Source organism: Streptomyces sp. NBC_00075 (genome assembly GCF_045041225.1).
GTDB lineage: Bacteria > Actinomycetota > Actinomycetes > Streptomycetales > Streptomycetaceae > Streptomyces > Streptomyces adonidis.
Map to the genome: position 1 here is coordinate 6,919,201 of NZ_CP108243.1, position 18,083 is coordinate 6,937,283.

16 protein-coding genes and 1 pseudogene are annotated in these 18,083 nt (G+C 69.9%); 11 read left to right on the top strand and 6 right to left on the bottom strand.

Annotation, left to right across the window (positions count from 1 at the left end; translation table 11 throughout):
- Window positions 1–29 precede the first annotated feature (29 nt).
- Window positions 30–1,175: a 4-hydroxyphenylpyruvate dioxygenase gene (gene hppD / locus OG787_RS30225; protein WP_369035570.1), complete on the top strand. Its 1,146-nt coding sequence runs from the start codon at window positions 30–32 to the stop codon at window positions 1,173–1,175.
- Window positions 1,176–1,206: 31 nt separating this feature from the next.
- On the opposite strand, the gene OG787_RS30230 is transcribed toward hppD, so the two are convergent.
- Window positions 1,207–2,604, bottom strand: a complete 1,398-nt coding sequence (locus tag OG787_RS30230; RefSeq protein WP_405537174.1) for a tetratricopeptide repeat protein — start codon at window positions 2,602–2,604, stop codon at window positions 1,207–1,209.
- A gap of 92 nt (window positions 2,605–2,696) precedes the next feature.
- Between OG787_RS30230 and OG787_RS30235 the strand changes: the two genes are divergently transcribed.
- The gene (locus tag OG787_RS30235) at window positions 2,697–4,103 is read left to right on the top strand and encodes an FAD-binding oxidoreductase (RefSeq protein WP_405537176.1); all 1,407 of its coding nucleotides are present in this window, start codon (window positions 2,697–2,699) and stop codon (window positions 4,101–4,103) included.
- 17 nt (window positions 4,104–4,120) lie between these two features.
- Here the strand turns inward: OG787_RS30235 and OG787_RS30240 are convergent, their stop codons facing one another.
- Window positions 4,121–4,633, bottom strand: a complete 513-nt coding sequence (locus OG787_RS30240; RefSeq protein WP_369035614.1) for an SsgA family sporulation/cell division regulator — start codon at window positions 4,631–4,633, stop codon at window positions 4,121–4,123.
- Between the two features lie 239 nt (window positions 4,634–4,872).
- A pseudogene (locus OG787_RS30245) lies at window positions 4,873–5,702 on the bottom strand (IS5 family transposase).
- A gap of 128 nt (window positions 5,703–5,830) precedes the next feature.
- Between OG787_RS30245 and OG787_RS30250 the strand changes: the two are divergent.
- Both OG787_RS30250 and OG787_RS30255 read left to right on the top strand, forming a co-directional pair.
- Window positions 5,831–7,282: an RDD family protein gene (locus OG787_RS30250; protein ID WP_405537177.1), complete on the top strand. Its 1,452-nt coding sequence runs from the start codon at window positions 5,831–5,833 to the stop codon at window positions 7,280–7,282.
- A 132-nt stretch (window positions 7,283–7,414) separates the two neighbouring features.
- Window positions 7,415–8,077 carry an RDD family protein gene (locus OG787_RS30255; protein ID WP_405537179.1) on the top strand — a complete coding sequence of 221 codons (663 nt, stop codon included), beginning with the start codon at window positions 7,415–7,417 and terminating at the stop codon, window positions 8,075–8,077.
- An 80-nt stretch (window positions 8,078–8,157) separates the two neighbouring features.
- On the opposite strand, the gene OG787_RS30260 is transcribed toward OG787_RS30255, so the two are convergent.
- Window positions 8,158–8,451, bottom strand: a complete 294-nt coding sequence (locus OG787_RS30260) for a hypothetical protein (protein ID WP_369033440.1) — start codon at window positions 8,449–8,451, stop codon at window positions 8,158–8,160.
- 424 nt (window positions 8,452–8,875) lie between these two features.
- Here OG787_RS30260 and OG787_RS30265 point away from each other — a divergent pair, with 424 nt between their 5' ends.
- The 3 genes from OG787_RS30265 to OG787_RS30275 all read left to right on the top strand — a co-directional run bounded on the left by OG787_RS30265 (window position 8,876) and on the right by OG787_RS30275 (window position 12,270).
- A complete protein-coding gene (locus OG787_RS30265; RefSeq protein WP_369033441.1) occupies window positions 8,876–11,221 on the top strand; it encodes an immune inhibitor A domain-containing protein in 2,346 nt (781 codons plus the stop codon).
- 121 nt (window positions 11,222–11,342) lie between these two features.
- Window positions 11,343–11,699 carry a hypothetical protein gene (locus OG787_RS30270; protein ID WP_235478307.1) on the top strand — a complete coding sequence of 119 codons (357 nt, stop codon included), beginning with the start codon at window positions 11,343–11,345 and terminating at the stop codon, window positions 11,697–11,699.
- Window positions 11,700–11,787: 88 nt separating this feature from the next.
- Window positions 11,788–12,270, top strand: coding sequence for a pyridoxamine 5'-phosphate oxidase family protein (locus OG787_RS30275; RefSeq protein WP_405537180.1), 483 nt, complete (start codon window positions 11,788–11,790; stop codon window positions 12,268–12,270).
- Window positions 12,271–12,673: 403 nt separating this feature from the next.
- Here the strand turns inward: OG787_RS30275 and OG787_RS30280 are convergent, their stop codons facing one another.
- The gene (locus tag OG787_RS30280) at window positions 12,674–13,258 is read right to left on the bottom strand and encodes an isochorismatase family protein (protein WP_405537181.1); all 585 of its coding nucleotides are present in this window, start codon (window positions 13,256–13,258) and stop codon (window positions 12,674–12,676) included.
- A gap of 175 nt (window positions 13,259–13,433) precedes the next feature.
- The gene (locus tag OG787_RS30285; protein ID WP_369033444.1) at window positions 13,434–14,774 is read right to left on the bottom strand and encodes a nicotinate phosphoribosyltransferase; all 1,341 of its coding nucleotides are present in this window, start codon (window positions 14,772–14,774) and stop codon (window positions 13,434–13,436) included.
- Window positions 14,775–14,853: 79 nt separating this feature from the next.
- Here OG787_RS30285 and clpS point away from each other — a divergent pair, with 79 nt between their 5' ends.
- The 4 genes from clpS (at window position 14,854) to OG787_RS30305 (ending at window position 18,061) form a co-directional block, all read left to right on the top strand.
- Window positions 14,854–15,171, top strand: coding sequence for an ATP-dependent Clp protease adapter ClpS (gene clpS, locus OG787_RS30290; RefSeq protein WP_369033445.1), 318 nt, complete (start codon window positions 14,854–14,856; stop codon window positions 15,169–15,171).
- Window positions 15,172–15,231: 60 nt separating this feature from the next.
- Window positions 15,232–15,837 carry a DUF2017 domain-containing protein gene (locus OG787_RS30295; RefSeq protein WP_405537182.1) on the top strand — a complete coding sequence of 202 codons (606 nt, stop codon included), beginning with the start codon at window positions 15,232–15,234 and terminating at the stop codon, window positions 15,835–15,837.
- A 230-nt stretch (window positions 15,838–16,067) separates the two neighbouring features.
- The gene (locus OG787_RS30300) at window positions 16,068–17,495 is read left to right on the top strand and encodes an amino acid permease (protein ID WP_405537183.1); all 1,428 of its coding nucleotides are present in this window, start codon (window positions 16,068–16,070) and stop codon (window positions 17,493–17,495) included.
- 143 nt (window positions 17,496–17,638) lie between these two features.
- Entirely contained in the window at window positions 17,639–18,061 is a 423-nt protein-coding gene (locus OG787_RS30305; RefSeq protein ID WP_369033448.1) for a Mov34/MPN/PAD-1 family protein, read from the top strand.
- Window positions 18,062–18,083: the final 22 nt, after the last annotated feature.

Here is an 18,083-nt window from a genome sequence, read left to right on the forward strand (position 1 = left end):
TCTTGCCAGCTCGGAGCGACGCTTCAGCCATGACGCAGACCACACACCACACTCCCGACACCGCCCGGCAGGCAGACCCCTTCCCGGTCAAGGGAATGGACGCGGTCGTCTTTGCCGTGGGCAACGCCAAACAGGCCGCGCACTACTACTCCACGGCCTTCGGCATGCGGCTCGTCGCCTACTCCGGACCGGAGACGGGCAGCCGCGAGACGGCGTCGTACGTCCTGGAGAACGGCTCCGCCCGGTTCGTCTTCACCTCGGTCGTCAAGCCCGCCACCCCCTGGGGCCACTTCCTGGCCGGCCATGTGGCCGAGCACGGTGACGGCGTCGTCGACCTCGCCATCGAGGTCCCGGACGCCCGCGCCGCGTACGAGTACGCCGTCGGCCACGGCGCCCGCTCGCTGGCCGAGCCGTACGAGCTGAAGGACGAGCACGGCACCGTCGTACTCGCCGCCATCGCCACCTACGGCCAGACCCGCCACACCCTCGTCGAGCGCACCGGGTACGACGGCCCGTACCTCCCGGGATACGCCGCCGCGACCCCCCTCGTCGAACCGCCCGCCCGGCGCACCTTCCAGGCCATCGACCACTGCGTGGGCAACGTCGAACTCGGCCACATGAACGAATGGGTCGGCTTCTACAACAAGGTCATGGGCTTCACGAACATGAAGGAGTTCGTGGGCGACGACATCGCCACCGAGTACAGCGCGCTGATGTCGAAGGTCGTCGCCGACGGGACGCTCAAGGTCAAGTTCCCGATCAACGAGCCCGCCATCGCCAAGAAGAGGTCCCAGATCGACGAGTACCTGGAGTTCTACGGCGGCGCGGGCGTCCAGCACATCGCCCTCAACTCGAACGACATCGTCGAGACCGTACGAACCATGCGGGCGGCCGGGGTCCAGTTCCTCGACACCCCCGACTCGTACTACGACACCCTGGGGGAGTGGGTCGGCGACACCCGCGTCCCCGTCGACACCCTCCGCGAGCTGAAGATCCTCGCCGACCGCGACGAGGACGGCTATCTGCTCCAGATCTTCACCAAGCCGGTCCAGGACCGGCCGACCGTCTTCTTCGAGATCATCGAACGGCACGGCTCGATGGGCTTCGGCAAGGGCAACTTCAAGGCCCTCTTCGAGGCGATCGAGCGGGAGCAGGACAAGCGCGGCAACCTGTAGCCGGCAACCTCCGACCAGCGGATACCGGTGGTCAGCTGGGCGGGCCCGATGCCACGGGCTCGCCCAGCGCCGCCAGTGCCTCCTGCGCCGCCGGGACCCCCGCGAGCGAGAAGTACGGGTTGATCCGCAACGCCTCCTCCAGATGCCGGCGCGCGGGCCCCGCCAGCCCCAACTCCCGCTCGATCATGCCCCGGTGGTACGCGTACAGCGCGCTGCGCACCTCGCCGCCGTGCTCCTTGTCGGTCGCCCGCCTGGCCCAGCCGAGCGCCAACTCGCCCTTCCCTGACCGGTGCAGCGCCCAGCCCAGCGCGTCCGCGACATCGAGGCCCGGCTGCCGGGCCCACTCCGCCCGCAGCCGCCGTACGGCCGACTCCGCGTCCCCGTGGTCCGCCTCGAAGCGTCCGAGCAGCAACTCGCCGTCGACACCGACGGCTTGCTCCTTCGCGACCCGGGCCCGCAGTACGGCGTACTGCGCACGTGCTTCTTCCTGTTGCCCCAGGGACTCGTACAACTCGCCCAGCTCCAGGGCGTATTGGGGAGACGGCTGCTCTGCGAGGGCCGCGCGGTAGGCGGTCACCGCCTCCGTCGGCCGGCCCAGCGCCGCCAGCGCCCGTCCCTCGCCCGCCCGTGCGGAGCCCAGGCCGGGGTCGAGGCGCAGGGCGGCCTCGAAGTGGTCCAGGGCGGCGGTCGGTTCGCCGCGCTCCCAGGCCAACTCGCCCGCCCGGTACTGCCATTCGGCCTCCTCGGCCGGGGTCGTCGCCCGTGCCGCCGCGTCCGCGAGCGCCGCCTGCGCGTCCTCGCGCCGGCCCTGGTCCCGGTACACGCCCGCCGTCCGCGCCAGCACCGCAGGTACCGCCGCCCCGGAACGCAGCCCTTGCAGCCGCTCCAGCGTCCGCCGCACCGCCTTGTGGTCGCCGAGGCCGGTGTAGGCGTCGAGCAGCGGTGCGTACGACGTCCAGCGCCTCGGCGCCTCGCGCAGCGCCGCCTCCCCCCACTTCCGGGCGGCCGGAAAGTCACGGCGGGTGTTCGCGAGTGCGGCCAGCGCGCCGAACGCCTCCGCGTTCCCGCCCGGGCGGACCTTGATCGACGTACGCAGCGCCCGTTCAGCCCTGGGGAGGTCGGCGGCGTCGGCCGTCCGCCGGCCGCGCTCCACGTACGCCGAGCCGAGCTGCGCCCAGGCCTGTCCGTCACGCGGATGGGTGCGTACGAACGCCTCGCGGTCGCCGATGAGCGCCGCCAGGTCGGGCAGCGCGGCGGGCACCCCGCCGGTCACCGCCCGTTCCGCGCGGGCCGCCGGACCCGGCGCCGGTGGCGAGTCGGGCCGGTCCAGGGGCAGCAGCATCAGGGCGCCGCCGAGTACCGCACACCCCGCGAGTGCGGCGATCAGCGGGCGCGGGAGGACACGAACGCGGGCTCTCTCCATCTCCATGGCGCTCACTCTGCGTCAGTACGACGACCGGATTCCCGTACCGAAAGCGCCTCGCAGACGGGGTTCACACCGATGGCCCCGGGTGCGACGCTGTGATCATGAGCCGTATCCAAGCCGCACCCGACGAAGCCCAGGGCAACCTCACGGACCGGCTGCTCGCGGAGCTGCCGGCCGAGGCGGTGCTCACCGATCCGGACGTCACGTCCGCCTACGCGAACGACATGGCGAGCTTCTGCGAGGCGGGCGCCCCGGCCGTCGTGGTCCTGCCGCGCACGGTCGAACAGGTCCAGCACGTCATGCGCGTCGCCACCGAACTGCGCGTCCCGGTCGTCCCGCAGGGCGCCCGCACCGGACTGTCCGGCGCGGCCAACGCCTCCGAGGGCTGCATCGTGCTGTCGCTGGTGAAGATGGACCGGATCCTGGAGATCAGCCCCGTCGACCGCATCGCCGTCGTCGAGCCCGGCGTCATCAACGCCACGCTCTCCCGCGCCGTCAACGAACACGGTCTGTACTACCCCCCGGACCCGTCCAGCTGGGAGATGTGCACGATCGGCGGCAACATCGGCACCGCATCGGGCGGGCTGTGCTGCGTGAAGTACGGCGTCACGGCCGAGTACGTACTGGGGCTGGACGTGGTGTTGGCCGACGGACGGCTCATGTCCACCGGGCGGCGGACCGCGAAGGGCGTCGCCGGGTACGACCTCACCCGGCTGTTCGTCGGCTCGGAGGGCTCGCTCGGCATCGTCGTACGGGCGGTCCTCGCCCTGAAGCCGCAGCCGCCCCAGCAGCTGGTGCTGGCCGCCGAGTTCGCGTCGGCTTCCGCCGCCTGCGACGCCGTGTGCCGGATCATGGAGGGCGGTCACGTCCCGTCCCTCCTCGAACTGATGGACCGTACGACCGTCAAGGCCGTCAACGACCTGGCGAACATGGGTCTCCCGGAGTCGACGGAGGCACTCCTCCTCTGTGCCTTCGACACCCTCGATCCCGCGGCCGACCTGGCCGCCGTCGGCGCGCTCTGCGAGGCGGCCGGGGCCACCCAGGTGGTGCCCGCCGACGACGCCGCCGAGTCCGAACTGCTGCTCCAGGCGCGGCGGTTGTGCCTGGTCGCGCTCGAAGCGGTCAAGGGCACGACGATGATCGACGACGTGTGCGTACCCCGGTCGCGGCTCGCCGAGCTGCTGGAGGGCGTCGAGCGCATCGCCGAGAAGTACCAGCTGACCATCGGGGTGTGCGCGCACGCCGGTGACGGCAACACCCACCCCACCGTCTGCTTCGACGCCCAGGACGCCGACGAGTCCCGGCGGGCCCGTGAGTCCTTCGACGAGATCATGGCCCTCGGCCTGGAACTCGGCGGCACGATCACCGGGGAGCACGGCGTCGGCATCCTGAAGAAGGAGTGGCTGGCGCGCGAGCTGGGCCCGGTGGGCATGGAGATGCAGCGGGCGGTCAAGGCGACCTTCGACCCGCTGGGCATCCTCAATCCGGGCAAGTTGTTCTGAGCGACCGGCGGCAGGTGTCATTCGCCGTCCTGGGACTCGTCCGAGGGCCACGGGTCGCGCAGCCACAGGTCATCGGCCGATGGGGGTCCCCCCTGCTCAAGCGAAGCCGAGAGCTTGGGGGAGGGTGCGAGCAGCTCGGCGAGGCCGTCGTCGATACCGAGCTGCTCGGCCTCAGAGCCCGGGGGGACCGCCCGGAGGGTGCGCTCCAGCCAGGCGGACACCTGAGCGGCGGGTGCCTCAAGCAAGGCGTCTCCGTCGGGTGAACTCAGCGCCATCAGGACGACGCTGCGCCCGTCGACCTTCGTCGGCCACACGCGTACGTCACCGTGGCCGCACGGCCGGAACACCCCTTCGACCAGGAGTTCTCGGGCGAACGTCCAGTTCACGGGGTTCTCGGAGCTGATGTGGAAGGCGATGTGGACGGCGAACGGATCGTTGGCGCGATAGGTGAGCCGCGCCGGGACGGGGATGCTCCGCTCCGGCGACAGGATGAGTTTCAGCTCCAGTTCCCGTTCCACCACGGTGTTCATGGCGTGCGTCATGGCGGTACTTCCTCTCTTGTCGAACCTGTCGTGCATGTCGTGCGGGGGCCCTGTCGGGCCCGCAAGAGGAGAGAGGGCTCAGAGGCGTCAGCATTACGCGAGTTTCCGGGAAGTTTTTCGGAGATGTTTCTTGCGAACGATGTCGAACGGTGTCCAACGGTGTCGGACCCGTCGCGACAGATGGCAGAAGCTGTCACGAACGAGGTAGCTAGGTCGTGTCCGCAATGTCAGGGGAGCCAGAGTCGTAGGCAGGCGATGGTGACGAGGGCCTGGTAGTGGCGGGCGCGTTTGTCGTAGCGGGTGGCGAGGGCTTTGTTGTGTTTGAGCTTGTTGAAGCAGCGTTCGACGACGTTGCGGCGCCGGTAGGCGGCCCGGTTGAGTCGGCAGCGGCTCTCGCCGCGCCGGATGCGGCCGTTGATCTGATCGATGCGTTCGGGGATCGCTGCTCTGATGCCTCGTCTGCGCAGGTAGGAGCGGATCTTCGTGGATGAGTAGCCCTTGTCCGCGACGACCCGCTCGGGCCGCGATCTGGGTCGGCCGGGCCCGCACCGGCTGACGCTGATGCGGGCCATGACCTGCTCGAACTGGGTGCAGTCGTTGACGTTCCCGGCGGTGAGGGTGAAGGCGAGCGGCCGGCCCTGCCCGTCGCAGGCCAGGTGGATCTTCGTGGTCAGCCCGCCGCGGGACCGTCCGATCGCCTCGCCCGGCCAGAGCCCCCTTTTCGGGCTCCGGCCGCATGCTGGTGGGCCCGCACAGTGGTGGAATCCACGCAGACGACCGTCCAGTCGACGGCGCCGACAGCGTCGCAGTGCTGCTGGACACGGGCCAACAGCCGGTCCCAGGTACCGTCCTGCGACCAGCGGCGGAAACGCTCGTAGACCGTCTTCCACGGCCCGTACCGCTCAGGCAGATCTCTCCAGGCCGCCCCCGTGGACAGCTTCCACAGGATCCCGTTGACCACCTGGCGGCGATCGCGCACCGGTCTGCCCATCCTCGACGGAGCCAGCAACGGCTCAATCACCGCCCACGACTCATCAATCAGCTCATGACGACGCACCACGAACAGACCAACGACCCCACCACTTTGCGGACACGACCTAGGGCACGAGGGGCATCGATGAGTGCGCTCGTCTGATAGATGTGGGGCACCCCAAATGACCCCCGAGCAGATACGGGACGACGGACATGAGCGCCCCAACCCCGGCCCCCGGTGACGACAGGCCCCGCGAAGGGTATTACCCGGACCCGTCCATTCCTGGATATGTCCGGTTCTGGAACGGCACCGCCTGGGTGCCGGGCACCAGCCGTCCCGCGCCGTCCGACGGTGCGTCGGCCGTGGCGCGGGTCGATGAGACCGGGCCGCACTTCTTCGACGAGGACCCGCAGTCGCAGGCCGCCGAGCCGCGCCGGGCGACCCCCGCGGAGGCCCAGCACGGCAGCCGGCCCGAACCGGCGTCCGCCTGGGGCGCCGACCGCTCCCACCAGTCCGGCTTCGGCGGAAACCGGGACCGCCAGGTCTCCTGGGGCTCCCCGGCGGCCGACCCCCGGGTGACGAACGAGCCCCCGGCCCAGCCGGACGGGCGCTCGGCCCGTACGGACGGCACGGCGACGATCCCGCCCGCCGAGCCGGACGCCGGTGACGTGCCCGAGTCGGGCACGTTCGTGTTCCGCCGGCCCACCCCCGGACCGGCCGCCGTCGGAGGTGGTAGCGCGGAGGGAGGCGTTCCCGGCACCCGTGGCCCCGTCCCCTCCGAGAGCACCATGACCTTCCGCGCGCTCACCCCGCGCACGGAGCGCGAGGGCGGGGCCGGCGGCGCGCAGTCGGGGAGCACGGGCTCGCCGGGGGGCGCGCAGGGCCCGGTCACGGCACCCGCGTCCGGTTCCGGTGGCTTCGGCGCGGGCAAGGCCGCGGCGGCCCGCGCGGCGGCGGCCCAGGGCGCCAACCCCGCTCTGCTGCCCGCGACCCCGGCCGTCCCCCAGCAGAACAGTCCCGGCGCCGGTGCGCCCATGGCCCCCGGCGTCGGCGGCGGCCAGCCCTCCTGGGCCCAGCAGGTGGGCCGCCTGGCCGCGCCCGAGGAGGGCGGAGAACCGCGCCTCGCGCCCTGGAAGCCGCCCGTCGAGGACGTGTTCCAGGCCGCCGCCCGCAGACAGGCGTCGGCCCGTCCGGCGGGCCTCGGCAAGCGGCTCGTGGCACGACTCGTGGACACGCTCGTCCTCGGCGCCCTGACCGCCACGGCCGCCGTCCCGCTGGGCACCATGGCCGTCGACCACATCACCGGCAAGATCGACGCGGCCAAGCTCTCCGGCGAGACCGTGACCGTATGGCTGCTGGACGGCACGACCGGGCTGTACCTGGGCATCGTGCTCGCCGTGCTGCTGCTCGCCGGGATCCTGTCCGAGGCGTGGCCCACCGCCAAGTGGGGCCGCACCCTCGGCAAGAAGCTGGTCGGCCTTGAGGTCCGGGACATCGAGGGCCACGAGCCCCCGTCGTTCGGCCTCGCCCTGCGCCGCTGGCTCGTCTACGCCGTCCCCGGACTCCTCGGCATCGGCGTCGTGGGCGTCCTGTGGTGCCTGTTCGACCGCCCGTGGCGCCAGTGCTGGCACGACAAGGCGGCGCACACCTTCGTCGCGGGCTGAGCCCACAAGGTCGTACGGCGGTCATACGTTCGACACGGGCCCGCCCGGTACGGCGTACGGCTCACCGGATTCGGTCCCCCGGACGGCCGCTCGCCGGATGCGGAGCCGGGCGGTTCGCGGTCGACTCGGGCCATGAGCAGCGAACCGCCCCCCGGCGCCGGTCAGCAGCCACCGGAAGACGACGACCCGTTCAGGAAGCAGCCGCCGCCTCCGTCGTACGGCGCAGGCGACCCGTACGGCGGATCGGGCCCGGCCGGCGGCGGCTCGCCGTACGGAGGCGGTGCCGGTGATCCGTACGGGAGCGGCGGCGGTGATCCGTACGGCGGGGCCGGTGACCCCCTCGCGGGCATGCCGCCCCTCGCCGACAGCGGTCGGCGCGTGCTCGCGCGGATCATCGACATGATCCTCGTGTTCGTCGTCGTCTTTCTGCTCACCTGGGGCTTCAACGTCAACGAGTACGAGGTCGACAGCGACAAGATCGAGTACGGTCGTTCGCTCGGCCAGGGGCTCATCGCCGCCGTGCTCTACATCGGGTACGACACGATCATGATGTCCCGGACCGGGCAGACCCTCGGCAAGAAGTGGCTCGGGCTCCGGGTGGCCAACCTCGACAACGGCTCCACGCCCTCCGTGCAGACCATGCTCATCCGGTCGCTCGTGCTGTGGATCCCGTTCGCGTTCTGCTGCTTCTGCATCTGGACGGCGATCGCGGGCGGCTGGAGCTTCTTCGACAAGCCGTACAAGCAGGGGCTGCACGACAAGGCGGCCAAGACGGTGGTGGTCAGCACGGGTTGACCAACCCCGGGGACGGAAACGGCGGTTGGGCGGACCTGCATGACGCAGGTCCGCCCAACCGCCGTTTCCGTACGGGCGGTTCAGTCCTGGTGCACCGAGGAGGCCTGCACCGGGACGCGTTCGCGCGGAGCCGCAGGCGCGGCCGACGAGGCGACGACCTGTGAGGTCGCCCTGGACTGCTTGGGGCGGGGCACGGTCATGGCGACGAGCAGCCCCAGGACGAGTCCCACGAGGGCGATCAGCACGACCCCCGGGCCCGAACTCGTCTGAGACAGCAGCAGCATGGCGAGCGTCGAGAGAATCACGGTGCACGAACCGTAGGCGAGCTGTGCGGTGGTCGGACGCGGCGCGGTCGGACGAGTCGGACGAGGCATGGCAATCGAGTCCTCGTTGGATTCGGGGGTGAGGGGAGCGTGTCGGCCTGGCTTTCCACCGGACATCCGGCGTTCCGCCGACCGACTCTAATCGCGTGCATGCCCGAGTGGAACGCGCAGTAAGCGTGACCTAACCCACGGCTCCGGAGCACAGGGGGCGCACGGAGTCATGACGTCCACCAAGTGGACGCGCCCGCGCGCCGGTTGGGCGACAGATCGGATGTGCCCCTGATGTCCGTATAGCGAACACAAGGGGCAGGTCAACTCCGCATAATGCAATTGACCTGTGCAAGTCAAGGTCTGTCTTTTCTTCTGAACCTCTAGTCAAATTGCGTCACTTGACTACACGCGTATACCGCGCGCGGACAGATTCCGAACCGGGAACCCCCCATCCGCGCGGACGGACGCGGGGGAGGACCCTCAAGTGACCAGCAGACCCTGGACGTTCAGAACGGCGGCCGTCGGCGTGGCACTCGCCACAGCCGCCGCCACCTTCTCCACCTACGCCATCGCGCAGGCCGACTCGGGCGCCGCGGCGGCGCTCAACCGGCACGACCCGGCGGAGCAGCAGCACGCCGAGCAGGAGCACGACCTCGACGGCCCGCTCAGCAAGACCCAGGAGGCCCAGCGCGAGGAAGCGCTCAACCAGGTCATCTCCGGTGAGGCCACGGCCAAGAACCGTGACGGCTCGCAGGTCGTGCAGCTCAAGAGCGGCAAGGGCAAGGGCAAGTACGTCGAGCTGGGCCGGGAGAAGACCGACAAGATCTTCACCATCCTGGTCGAGTTCGGCGACCAGATAGACAGCCGCTACGGCGGCACGGTCGGCCCGCTCCACAACGAGATAGCCGAGCCGGACCGCACGCAGGACAACAGCACGGCCTGGCAGGCGGACTACAACACCGAGCACTTCCAGGAGCTGTACTTCGGCACCGGCAAAAATGTCGAGTCGATGAAGAAGTACTACGAGAAGCAGTCCTCGGGCCGCTACTCGGTCGAGGGCACGGTCTCGGACTGGGTCAAGGTCCCCTACAACGAGGCCCGTTACGGCTCCAACCTGGCCAACGACGGTGCCTGGTACGCCGTTCAGGACGGTGTCACCGCATGGGTCGCGGCGCAGGAGGCGGCAGGCGCGACCGACGCGGAGATCAAGGCGCAGCTGGCCGAGTACGACCAGTGGGACCGCTACGACTTCGACGGCGACGGCGACTTCAACGAACCCGACGGCTACATCGACCACTTCCAGATCGTGCACGCCGGTGAGGACGAGTCCGCGGGCGGCGGCGCACAGGGCGAGGACGCCATCTGGGCCCACCGCTGGTACGCGTTCGGCACCGACGCCGGCTCGACCGGCCCCTCGGGCAACCTGCTCGGCGGCGCGCAGATCGGCGACACCGGCATCTGGGTCGGCGACTACACGATCCAGCCCGAGAACGGCGGACTCGGCGTCTTCGCCCACGAGTTCGGCCACGACCTGGGTCTGCCGGACCACTACGACACCACCAACACCGGTGAGAACTCGACCGGGTTCTGGACGCTGATGTCGTCCGGCTCCTGGCTCGGCACCGGCGGCGACAACATCGGCAACCTGCCCGGTGACATGAACGCCTGGGACAAGCTCCAGCTGGGCTGGCTCGACTACGACACGGCGAAGGCCGCGACGAAGTCCAGCCACAAGCTGGGCGTCGCCGAGTACAACACCAAGAACGCGCAGGCGCTTGTCGTCGAGCTGCCGAACAAGACGGTCACCACCGAGGTCGTCACCCCGGCGCAGGGCGCGACCCAGTGGTGGAGCGGCAGCGACAACAACCTCTCCAACACGCTGACCCGTTCGGTCGACCTCACCGGCAAGTCCTCGGCCACCCTGACCCTGGACGGCTGGTACGACATCGAGGCCGACTACGACTACCTCTACACCGAGGTCTCCACCGACGGCGGCGCCACCTACACGCCGATCGACGGCACGGTCGACGGCGCGGCCATCCCGCGTGACGGCAGCGGCAAGCCGGCGCTCACGGGCACGATCGACGCGTACGCGAAGCTGTCGTACCCCCTGGACGCCTACGCGGGCCAGAAGTTCACCCTGCGTTTCCGCTACACCTCGGACGGCGGCGTCTCCCAGAAGGGCTTCACGGCCGACGAGATCACGCTCACCGCGGACGGCGCGACGGTCTTCTCCGACGACGCGGAGAGCGCGGACGCGGCCTGGACGACGAAGGGCTTCTCGCGCATCGGCGCGGGCATCACGGACGACTACCCGCAGTACTACATCGCCGAGAACCGCCAGTACGTGTCGTACGACAAGACCCTCAAGGTCGGCCCGTACAACTTCGGCTTCTCGACGACCCGTCCGTCGTGGGTCGAGCACTTCCCGTACCAGAACGGCCTGTTGATCTGGAAGTGGGACACCTCGCAGAAGGACAACAACGTCACCCAGCACCCGGGTGTCGGCCTGGTCCTTCCGGTGGACGCGCACCCGACCCCGCTGAAGTGGGCTGACGGCACGCTGATGCGCAGCCGCATCCAGTCCTACGACTCCCCGTTCAGCCTGTCCCGCACGGACGCCCTCAAGCTCCACAAGGCGGACGTGCTGACGAAGGTCGCCTCCCAGAAGGGTGTGTCGACCTTCAACGACCACACCTCCACGTACTACGACGCGGCGACCCCGCTGGCGGGTGTGAACATCACTGACACCAACACCAAGATCAAGATCATCAAGGAGGCCAAGGACGGCTCCACGATCTCGGTCCAGGTGGGCCCCGCGGTGAAGTAATCCACATAATCGCAGGTCAGAGCATGATCGGCCGTGACCCCCTGGCGGGTCGCGGCCGATCGTGTTTAGGTGCCTCCTGTGGCTTTCTTATTGACACCGAGTCCCACGGGGGGTTGACCGCATGGCCGCAGGAGGTTTCTGCAAGCTGCCCAGTGGCAGCGTGGTGGTGGCGCTGAACCTGCCCAGCCCCACCGCCCCGACCACGGCGGTCGGCCCGCCCGGCGTACGCGTCCTGGTCCTGGCCCAGAACCGCGCCCGGGCCCTGACCCGGCTGCGCAACCTGGGCCTGCGAGCGGTCTACCTCCGGGGCAACGCGGCCCCGCCCACCCCGGACGAGATCACGGCCGTCCTCCACCACCCCGACGGCCTGATATGGCGCACGGCCCCGGACAACAGCGTCCCGCCGACGGCCCTGGAGCGGACGGAACTGTGGCATCCGATCAGGTCGCTGCTGCGGAGGCCGGCGGCGCGGGCGTGAGGTTGCCCGGGTGCCTCCGTCCCTCGGTCCCTGGACCTAGTCCCACCGCCGGATGTGACCGCCCGGCGTACGCCCATACCCTCGCCGCATGACGGCAGAAGCTGACGCTCCCCCCACCGGACCCCGCAGTATCGAGCAGCGCATGCGTGAGGCGCTGGAGCGCCTCGACAGGGACATCGACGTATGGGTCGCCACGGCCGACGCCACCGGCGAGCCGACCCTCGTTCCGCTGGCCTTCTGGTGGGACGGCGAGGCGGTGTGGCTGGCCACCCGCGACACCAACCCGACCGGCCGCAACCTGATCGCCTCGGGCCGGGTGCGCCTCTGCTTCGGCCACACCCGGGACGTGGTCCTGATGCACGGCACGGCCCGCGCACTGTCCCGCGAGGAGCTGCCGGCCGGGGTGGGTGACGCCTTCACGGCAAAGGACGGCTGGGACCCGCGCGAGGATCACGCCTCGTACGTCTGGTTCCACATCACCCCGGATCTGATCCAGGCATGGGGAACGGCCGCCGAGATGCGCAACCGAAACCTGATGCGCGACGGCAAGTGGCTGATCCGGGCCGACTGAACCGGGGCCCTTGGTTTCCTCGCCCCCGCCGCCCCTACCCGTTCCCATCCCTGGGGGCTGCGCCCCCAGACCCCCGCTTGTCGCGCTGAACGCGCTCGTCCTCAAACGCCGGACGGGCTGAAATACCTGGACCTGGGCCGAAAGATCAAGCCCCGGTCGGGGTTCGAGGACAACCGGCCTCAGCCCACCCCTTTCCCCGCCGCACTTCAGCACGGGCCCGGTCATTCCAGCCCGTCCGGCGTTTGAGGACGAGCGCGTTCAGCGCGACCTTCCCACCCGCCCCCGCCACTTCAGCCCGTCCGGCGTTTGAGGACGAGGCCGTTCAGGCCGACAGCGGGGGTCTGGGGGCGGCAGCCCCCAGGGATGGGAACGGGTAGGGGCGGCGGGGGCGAAGAAAAGCGGGCTACACCACCGGCTTGCCCGACAGTTCCACCCCTGCCTCTCGCAACTCCTCCAGCGCTCGCTCCGTCGTCTCCTCGGCCACCCCCGCCGTGAGGTCGAGCAGCACATGTGTGCGGAAGCCCTCACGGGCCGCGTCCAGGGCCGTCGCCCGCACGCAGTGGTCGGTCGCGATGCCGACCACGTCCACCTCGTCGATCTCGCGGGCCCGCAACCATTCGGCCAGCGTGACCCCGTTCTCGTCGGCGCCTTCGAAGCCGCTGTACGCCGCCGCGTACGCCCCCTTGTCGAACACCGCGTCGACCGCCCCGGAGGCGACCGCCGGCGCGAAGTTCGGGTGGAACCCGACCCCCTCCGTGCCGGCCACACAGTGCGCGGGCCAGGAGTGCCGGAAGTCGGGGTTGTCGGCGAAGTGGCCGCCGGGGGCGATGTGGTGGTCGCGGGTCGCCACGACGTGGCGGTATCCGGCGGGGGCCTGCCCGATCAGCTCGGTGATCGCGGCGGCCACGTCGGCACCCCCGGCCACCGCGAGACTGCCTCCCTCGCAGAAGTCGTTCTGCACATCGACGACGATCAGGGCGCGGCGCATGGTCGGTCTTCCTTCGACTGGTGTGGAGGGGTGCGGGCCCGGCCAGTGTGAATATGTGAACTACCGAGCCTAGAGGCCCGAGGACCGCTTCGGGAGGGGGCATTCGGGGCAACCGGCGCACGTGGACGCCCGTTGCCCCTGTGGACCACGGGTCGTACCAGGGTCGTACCGGGGGTCAGACGGGCAACTGGACGTACTCCGTCGGAATGACCGCCTCCCCGCGCGACAGCTGGGTCGCCGACAGCGGCAGGTTGGCGCGCGCGGCGGCATGCCGGTCCCGTACGACGTCCAGGGGCTCGCGGGCGACGACCTCGCCGCCCTTCACCAGCTCGACCAGCAGCTGCCGGTCCGCCAGCTCCTCCGGCACCGGCCCCGTACCGATCACCTCGGCCTCCGCGATCCCGTCCCGGTCGAGCCGCCGAGCGGCCCACTTCCGGCCCCCGATCGACGTCTTGCCGCCGGTCGCCTTCTTCGCCACCGGGACGAGCGGAGCCTTCGGGTCCGCCGACTCCGCGCGGGCCACCAACTTGTAGACCATCGAGCAGGTCGGGTGGCCGGAACCCGTCACCAGCTGCGTACCGACCCCGTACGCGTCCACGGGCGCCGCCGCCAGCGAGGCGATCGCGTACTCGTCGAGGTCCGACGTGACGACGATCCGCGTCCGCTCCGCGCCGAGCGCGTCCAGCTGCTGCCGCACCCGGTGGGCGACGAGGAGCAGGTCCCCGGAGTCGATGCGCACCGCGCCCAGCTCGGGCCCGGCGACCTCCACCGCCGCACGTACCGCCTCGGCGACGTCGTACGTGTCCACCAGCAGCGTCGTGTTCCGGCCCAGCGAGTCCACCTGGGCCTGGAAGGCGTCCCGCTCGCGGTCGTGGAGCAGGGTGAACGCGTGGGCGCTGGTCCCGACGGTCGGGATGCCGTAGCGGAAACCGGCGGCCAGGTCGGACGTGGTCGTGAAGCCCCCGACGTACGCGGCCCGGGACGCGGCCACCGCGGCCAGCTCGTGGGTGCGCCGGGCGCCCATCTCGATCAGCGGGCGGTCACCGGCGGCCGAGGCCATCCGGGAGGCCGCCGCGGCGATCGCGGAGTCGTGGTTGAGGATCGAGAGGATCACCGTCTCCAGCAGCACGCACTCCGCGAAGGAGCCCTCGACCCGCAGGATCGGCGAGCCGGGGAAGTAGACCTCGCCCTCGGGGTAGCCCCAGATGTCCCCGCCGAACCGGTACGAGGCCAGCCACTGGAGGGTCTCCTCGTTGACGATCCCGCGCTCGCGCAGGAAGCCGAGGACGTCCGGGTCGAAGCGGAAGTTCTCCACCGCGTCGAGCACCCGCCCGGTGCCCGCGACGACGCCGTAGCGGCGGCCCTCCGGCAGCCGCCGGGTGAAGACCTCGAAGACGGACCGCCGGTCGGCGGTGCCCGCCTTCAGGGCGGCCTGGAGCATGGTCAGCTCGTAGTGATCCGTGAAGAGCGCCGTAGAGGGAACATCCACCGGCAGCCCGAGGTCCGCTGTGTTCATAATGCTGGATGCTACCCCCATCTCGTCACCTTGACGATTTCCGGGTCCGTTTGGCCGGAGACCCCCTTCTGGTGGCAGCATGGGCAATGTGACGTCACCCGCTCCCGTAGAGATCGAACGCACCGAGTCGGCGGAGGAGACCTTCGCCGTACCCGAGCCCGACGTCCCCTGGGTCACCATCGTCCACAACGACCCGGTCAACCTCATGAGCTATGTGACGTACGTCTTCCAGACGTACTTCGGCTACCCGAAGGACAAGGCCACCAAGCTCATGAAGGACGTCCACCACAAAGGCCGGGCCGTTGTCTCCAGCGGCAGCCGCGAGGAGATGGAACGCGACGTGCAGGCCATGCACGGCTACGGTCTGTGGGCCACCCTCCAGCAGGACCGGAAGTAGCCCGACGTGGCCCGAAGCAACCCGACCCGCGCGCAGGACCGGAAGTAGCGAACTCACTCCATGCCAGGACACTTCGAACCGCTCCCCGGCGGCGGCGCGGCCGTCGCGCTCGACGACGTCGAGATCTCCATCATCCGGTCGCTGGCCGTCCAGCTCCTGGAGCTGATCGGCCCCGGCCCCGCCGAGGACGCCCCCGACGACCCGCTCGCCGAGCTGTTCGCCGAGGGCCCGAGCGAGCCGCCCTCCGACCCGGTCCTCAGGCGCCTGTTCCCGGACGCCTACGGCGACCCCGTCGACGTACCGTCCTCCCCCGAGCAGGCCCAGGAGGAGAAGGAGTACGCCGCCGAGTTCCGCCGGTTCACCGAGAACGACCTGCGCACCGGCAAGCGCGAGAGCGCCCTCGCCGTCATCCGCTCGCTGGACTCGCTGACGCCGCCCGGTGACGGCGGCGCGGTCCTCAAGCTGACCCACGAGGAGTCCCAGCAGTGGCTGGGCACGCTCAACGACCTGCGCCTGGCGATCGGCTCCCGGCTGGACGTCGTCGACGAGGAGGACACCGACCTCCTCTACCGGTTGCCGGACGAGGACCCCCGTAAGCCGATGGTGATGGCGTATCTGTGGCTGGGCGGCTTGCAGGAGACGCTCGTCTCCACACTCATGTCATGAGACGGGACGGGAATCTCCCGTTGTGTGACGGTTCTGTGTTCGCTCAGCGGACGCTCAAATCCGGATAACGATCGCGTTACCGCTGCCGTCGGCTGTGTCCCTTCCGTGCTCCGTTTGACCCCTTCTTCCTGTGGTGTGCCCCACAACTCGCTCCGGTGATCAGCGGTGCGGCCGTGATAGATCTTCACGCTGCATCAGTCCGGGGGGCCGGGAAGAAAGGTTCACCACGCATGACGTCCCAAGCGCCCGAAGCATCCGAAGCATCCGAAGCATCCGAAGCGCCCGCAGCGGCCGAAGAGGGATACGAGCGCGGACTCGGCAGCCGCCAGGTCCAGATGATCGCGATCGGCGGCGCCATCGGCGTCGGCCTCTTCCTGGGCGCCGGGGCGAACATCGCCAAGGCCGGCCCCAGCCTCATCTTCATGTACGCCCTGGCCGGCGTGATCGTCTTCTTCATCATGCGGGCGCTGGGCGAACTGCTCCTCTACCGCCCGGTCTCCGGCTCCTTCGCCGAGTACTCACGGGAGTTCCTCGGCCCGTTCTTCGGCTACTTCACCGGCTGGACCTACTGGCTGATGTGGGTGGTCACCGGCATGGCCGAGCTGACGGCCGCCGCGATCTACGTCAACTACTGGGCCCCCGGCGTCCCCCAGTGGGTGACGGCCCTGGTCTTCCTGGTGATCCTCTTCGGCGTGAACCTGATCTCCGTGAAGGTCTTCGGCGAACTGGAGTTCTGGTTCTCGATGGTCAAGGTCACCGCCCTCATCGGCATGATCGTGATCGGCCTCGGCGTCCTCACCTTCGGCTTCAGCTCCGCCGGTGACACGGCCGCCGTCTCCAACCTCTGGGCCTTCGACGGCTTCTTCCCCAAGGGCATCGGCTCGTCCCTGATGACCCTCCAGGGCGTGATGTTCGCCTACCTCGCGGTCGAGCTGGTCGGCGTCACGGCCGGCGAGTCCGAGAACCCCGAGAAAACCCTCCCCAAGGCCATCAACACCCTCCCCTGGCGCATCGCCCTCTTCTACGTCGGCGCCCTCACCGTCATCCTCTGCGTCGTGAAGTGGACCGAGTTCGCCCCGGGCGTCAGCCCGTTCGTCGAGGCGTTCGCGAAGATCGGCATCCCGGCGGGCGCGGGAATCGTCAACTTCGTAGTCCTCACCGCCGCCCTGTCCTCCTGCAACTCGGGCATGTACTCGACGGGCCGCATGCTCCGCACCCTCGCGGACAACGGCGAGGCCCCCAAGGTCTTCAGCAGGCTGTCGACGACGAAGACCCCGGCCTTCGGCATCGCCATCTCCGTCGCCTTCATGGGCATCGGCGTCGTCCTCAACTACGTCGTCCCGGAGAAGGCCTTCGGCTACGTCATGTCGGTCGCCACCGCCGCCGGCATCTGGACCTGGCTGATGATCCTGATCAGCCACGTCCTCTACCGCCGAGGCGTGGTCGCCGGCCGCCTCCCCGCCTCCTCCTTCCCGGCCCCGGGCGGCTCGGTGTGCAGCTGGATCGCCATCGCCTTCCTCCTCTTCGTCACAGCCCTCATCGCGTACGACGCGGACTCCCGCGTCTGCCTGTACGTGATGGCGGGCTGGGCGGCGGCCCTCGGCGTCGGCTGGGCGGTCCTGAAGGCCCGCACCCCGCAGGTGGCGGCGCCCCGATAGGGGCGCGGGGAACTGCGCGACCAGCCCCCACCGGCCCGGCAGCGAACGAACAACCGAAGACATCCCGACATGTGGGCAGTCCCGTACCACCCCTCGGTACGGGACTGCCCATCCGTTCGTACGGGTTGCTTATCCTGACGAACATGCTGACCATCACCCAGGCCCTCGTCGACCAGATCGTCGCCCACGCCCGCAAGGACCACGCCGACGAGGCCTGCGGCGTCGTCGCGGGACCGGCGGGCTCGGACCGCCCCGAACGCTTCATCCCGATGCTGAACGCGGCCATGTCGCCCACGTTCTACGAGTTCGACTCCGGGGACCTGCTGAAGCTGTACCGCGAGATGGACGACCGCGACGAGGAACCGGTCGTGATCTACCACTCCCACACGGCGACCGAGGCCTACCCCTCCCGCACCGACATCTCCTACGCCAACGAGCCCGGCGCCCACTACGTCCTGGTGTCCACGGCCGACACCGACGGCCTCGGCGAGTTCCAGTTCCGCTCGTTCCGGATCGTCGAGGGCGAGGTCACGGAGGAAGAGGTCAAGGTCGTGGAAACGTACTGATCTCACCTGACGGCCCGAAAAT

Bases quoted from the DNA above. Each gene is read 5' to 3' on its own strand.
- OG787_RS30285 (WP_369033444.1), bottom strand. From the start codon at position 14,774: ATGAACACAGCGGACCTCGGGCTGCCGGTGGATGTTCCCTCTACGGCG.
- OG787_RS30295 (WP_405537182.1), top strand. From the start codon at position 15,232: ATGCCAGGACACTTCGAACCGCTCCCCGGCGGCGGCGCGGCCGTCGCG.
- OG787_RS30255 (WP_405537179.1), top strand. From the start codon at position 7,415: ATGAGCAGCGAACCGCCCCCCGGCGCCGGTCAGCAGCCACCGGAAGAC.
- OG787_RS30270 (WP_235478307.1), top strand. From the start codon at position 11,343: ATGGCCGCAGGAGGTTTCTGCAAGCTGCCCAGTGGCAGCGTGGTGGTG.
- OG787_RS30250 (WP_405537177.1), top strand. From the start codon at position 5,831: ATGAGCGCCCCAACCCCGGCCCCCGGTGACGACAGGCCCCGCGAAGGG.
- OG787_RS30240 (WP_369035614.1), bottom strand. From the start codon at position 4,633: ATGAACACCGTGGTGGAACGGGAACTGGAGCTGAAACTCATCCTGTCG.
- OG787_RS30300 (WP_405537183.1), top strand. From the start codon at position 16,068: ATGACGTCCCAAGCGCCCGAAGCATCCGAAGCATCCGAAGCATCCGAA.
- OG787_RS30280 (WP_405537181.1), bottom strand. From the start codon at position 13,258: ATGCGCCGCGCCCTGATCGTCGTCGATGTGCAGAACGACTTCTGCGAG.
- OG787_RS30230 (WP_405537174.1), bottom strand. From the start codon at position 2,604: ATGGAGATGGAGAGAGCCCGCGTTCGTGTCCTCCCGCGCCCGCTGATC.
- OG787_RS30260 (WP_369033440.1), bottom strand. From the start codon at position 8,451: ATGCCTCGTCCGACTCGTCCGACCGCGCCGCGTCCGACCACCGCACAG.
- hppD (WP_369035570.1), top strand. From the start codon at position 30: ATGACGCAGACCACACACCACACTCCCGACACCGCCCGGCAGGCAGAC.
- OG787_RS30305 (WP_369033448.1), top strand. From the start codon at position 17,639: ATGCTGACCATCACCCAGGCCCTCGTCGACCAGATCGTCGCCCACGCC.
- clpS (WP_369033445.1), top strand. From the start codon at position 14,854: ATGGGCAATGTGACGTCACCCGCTCCCGTAGAGATCGAACGCACCGAG.
- OG787_RS30275 (WP_405537180.1), top strand. From the start codon at position 11,788: ATGACGGCAGAAGCTGACGCTCCCCCCACCGGACCCCGCAGTATCGAG.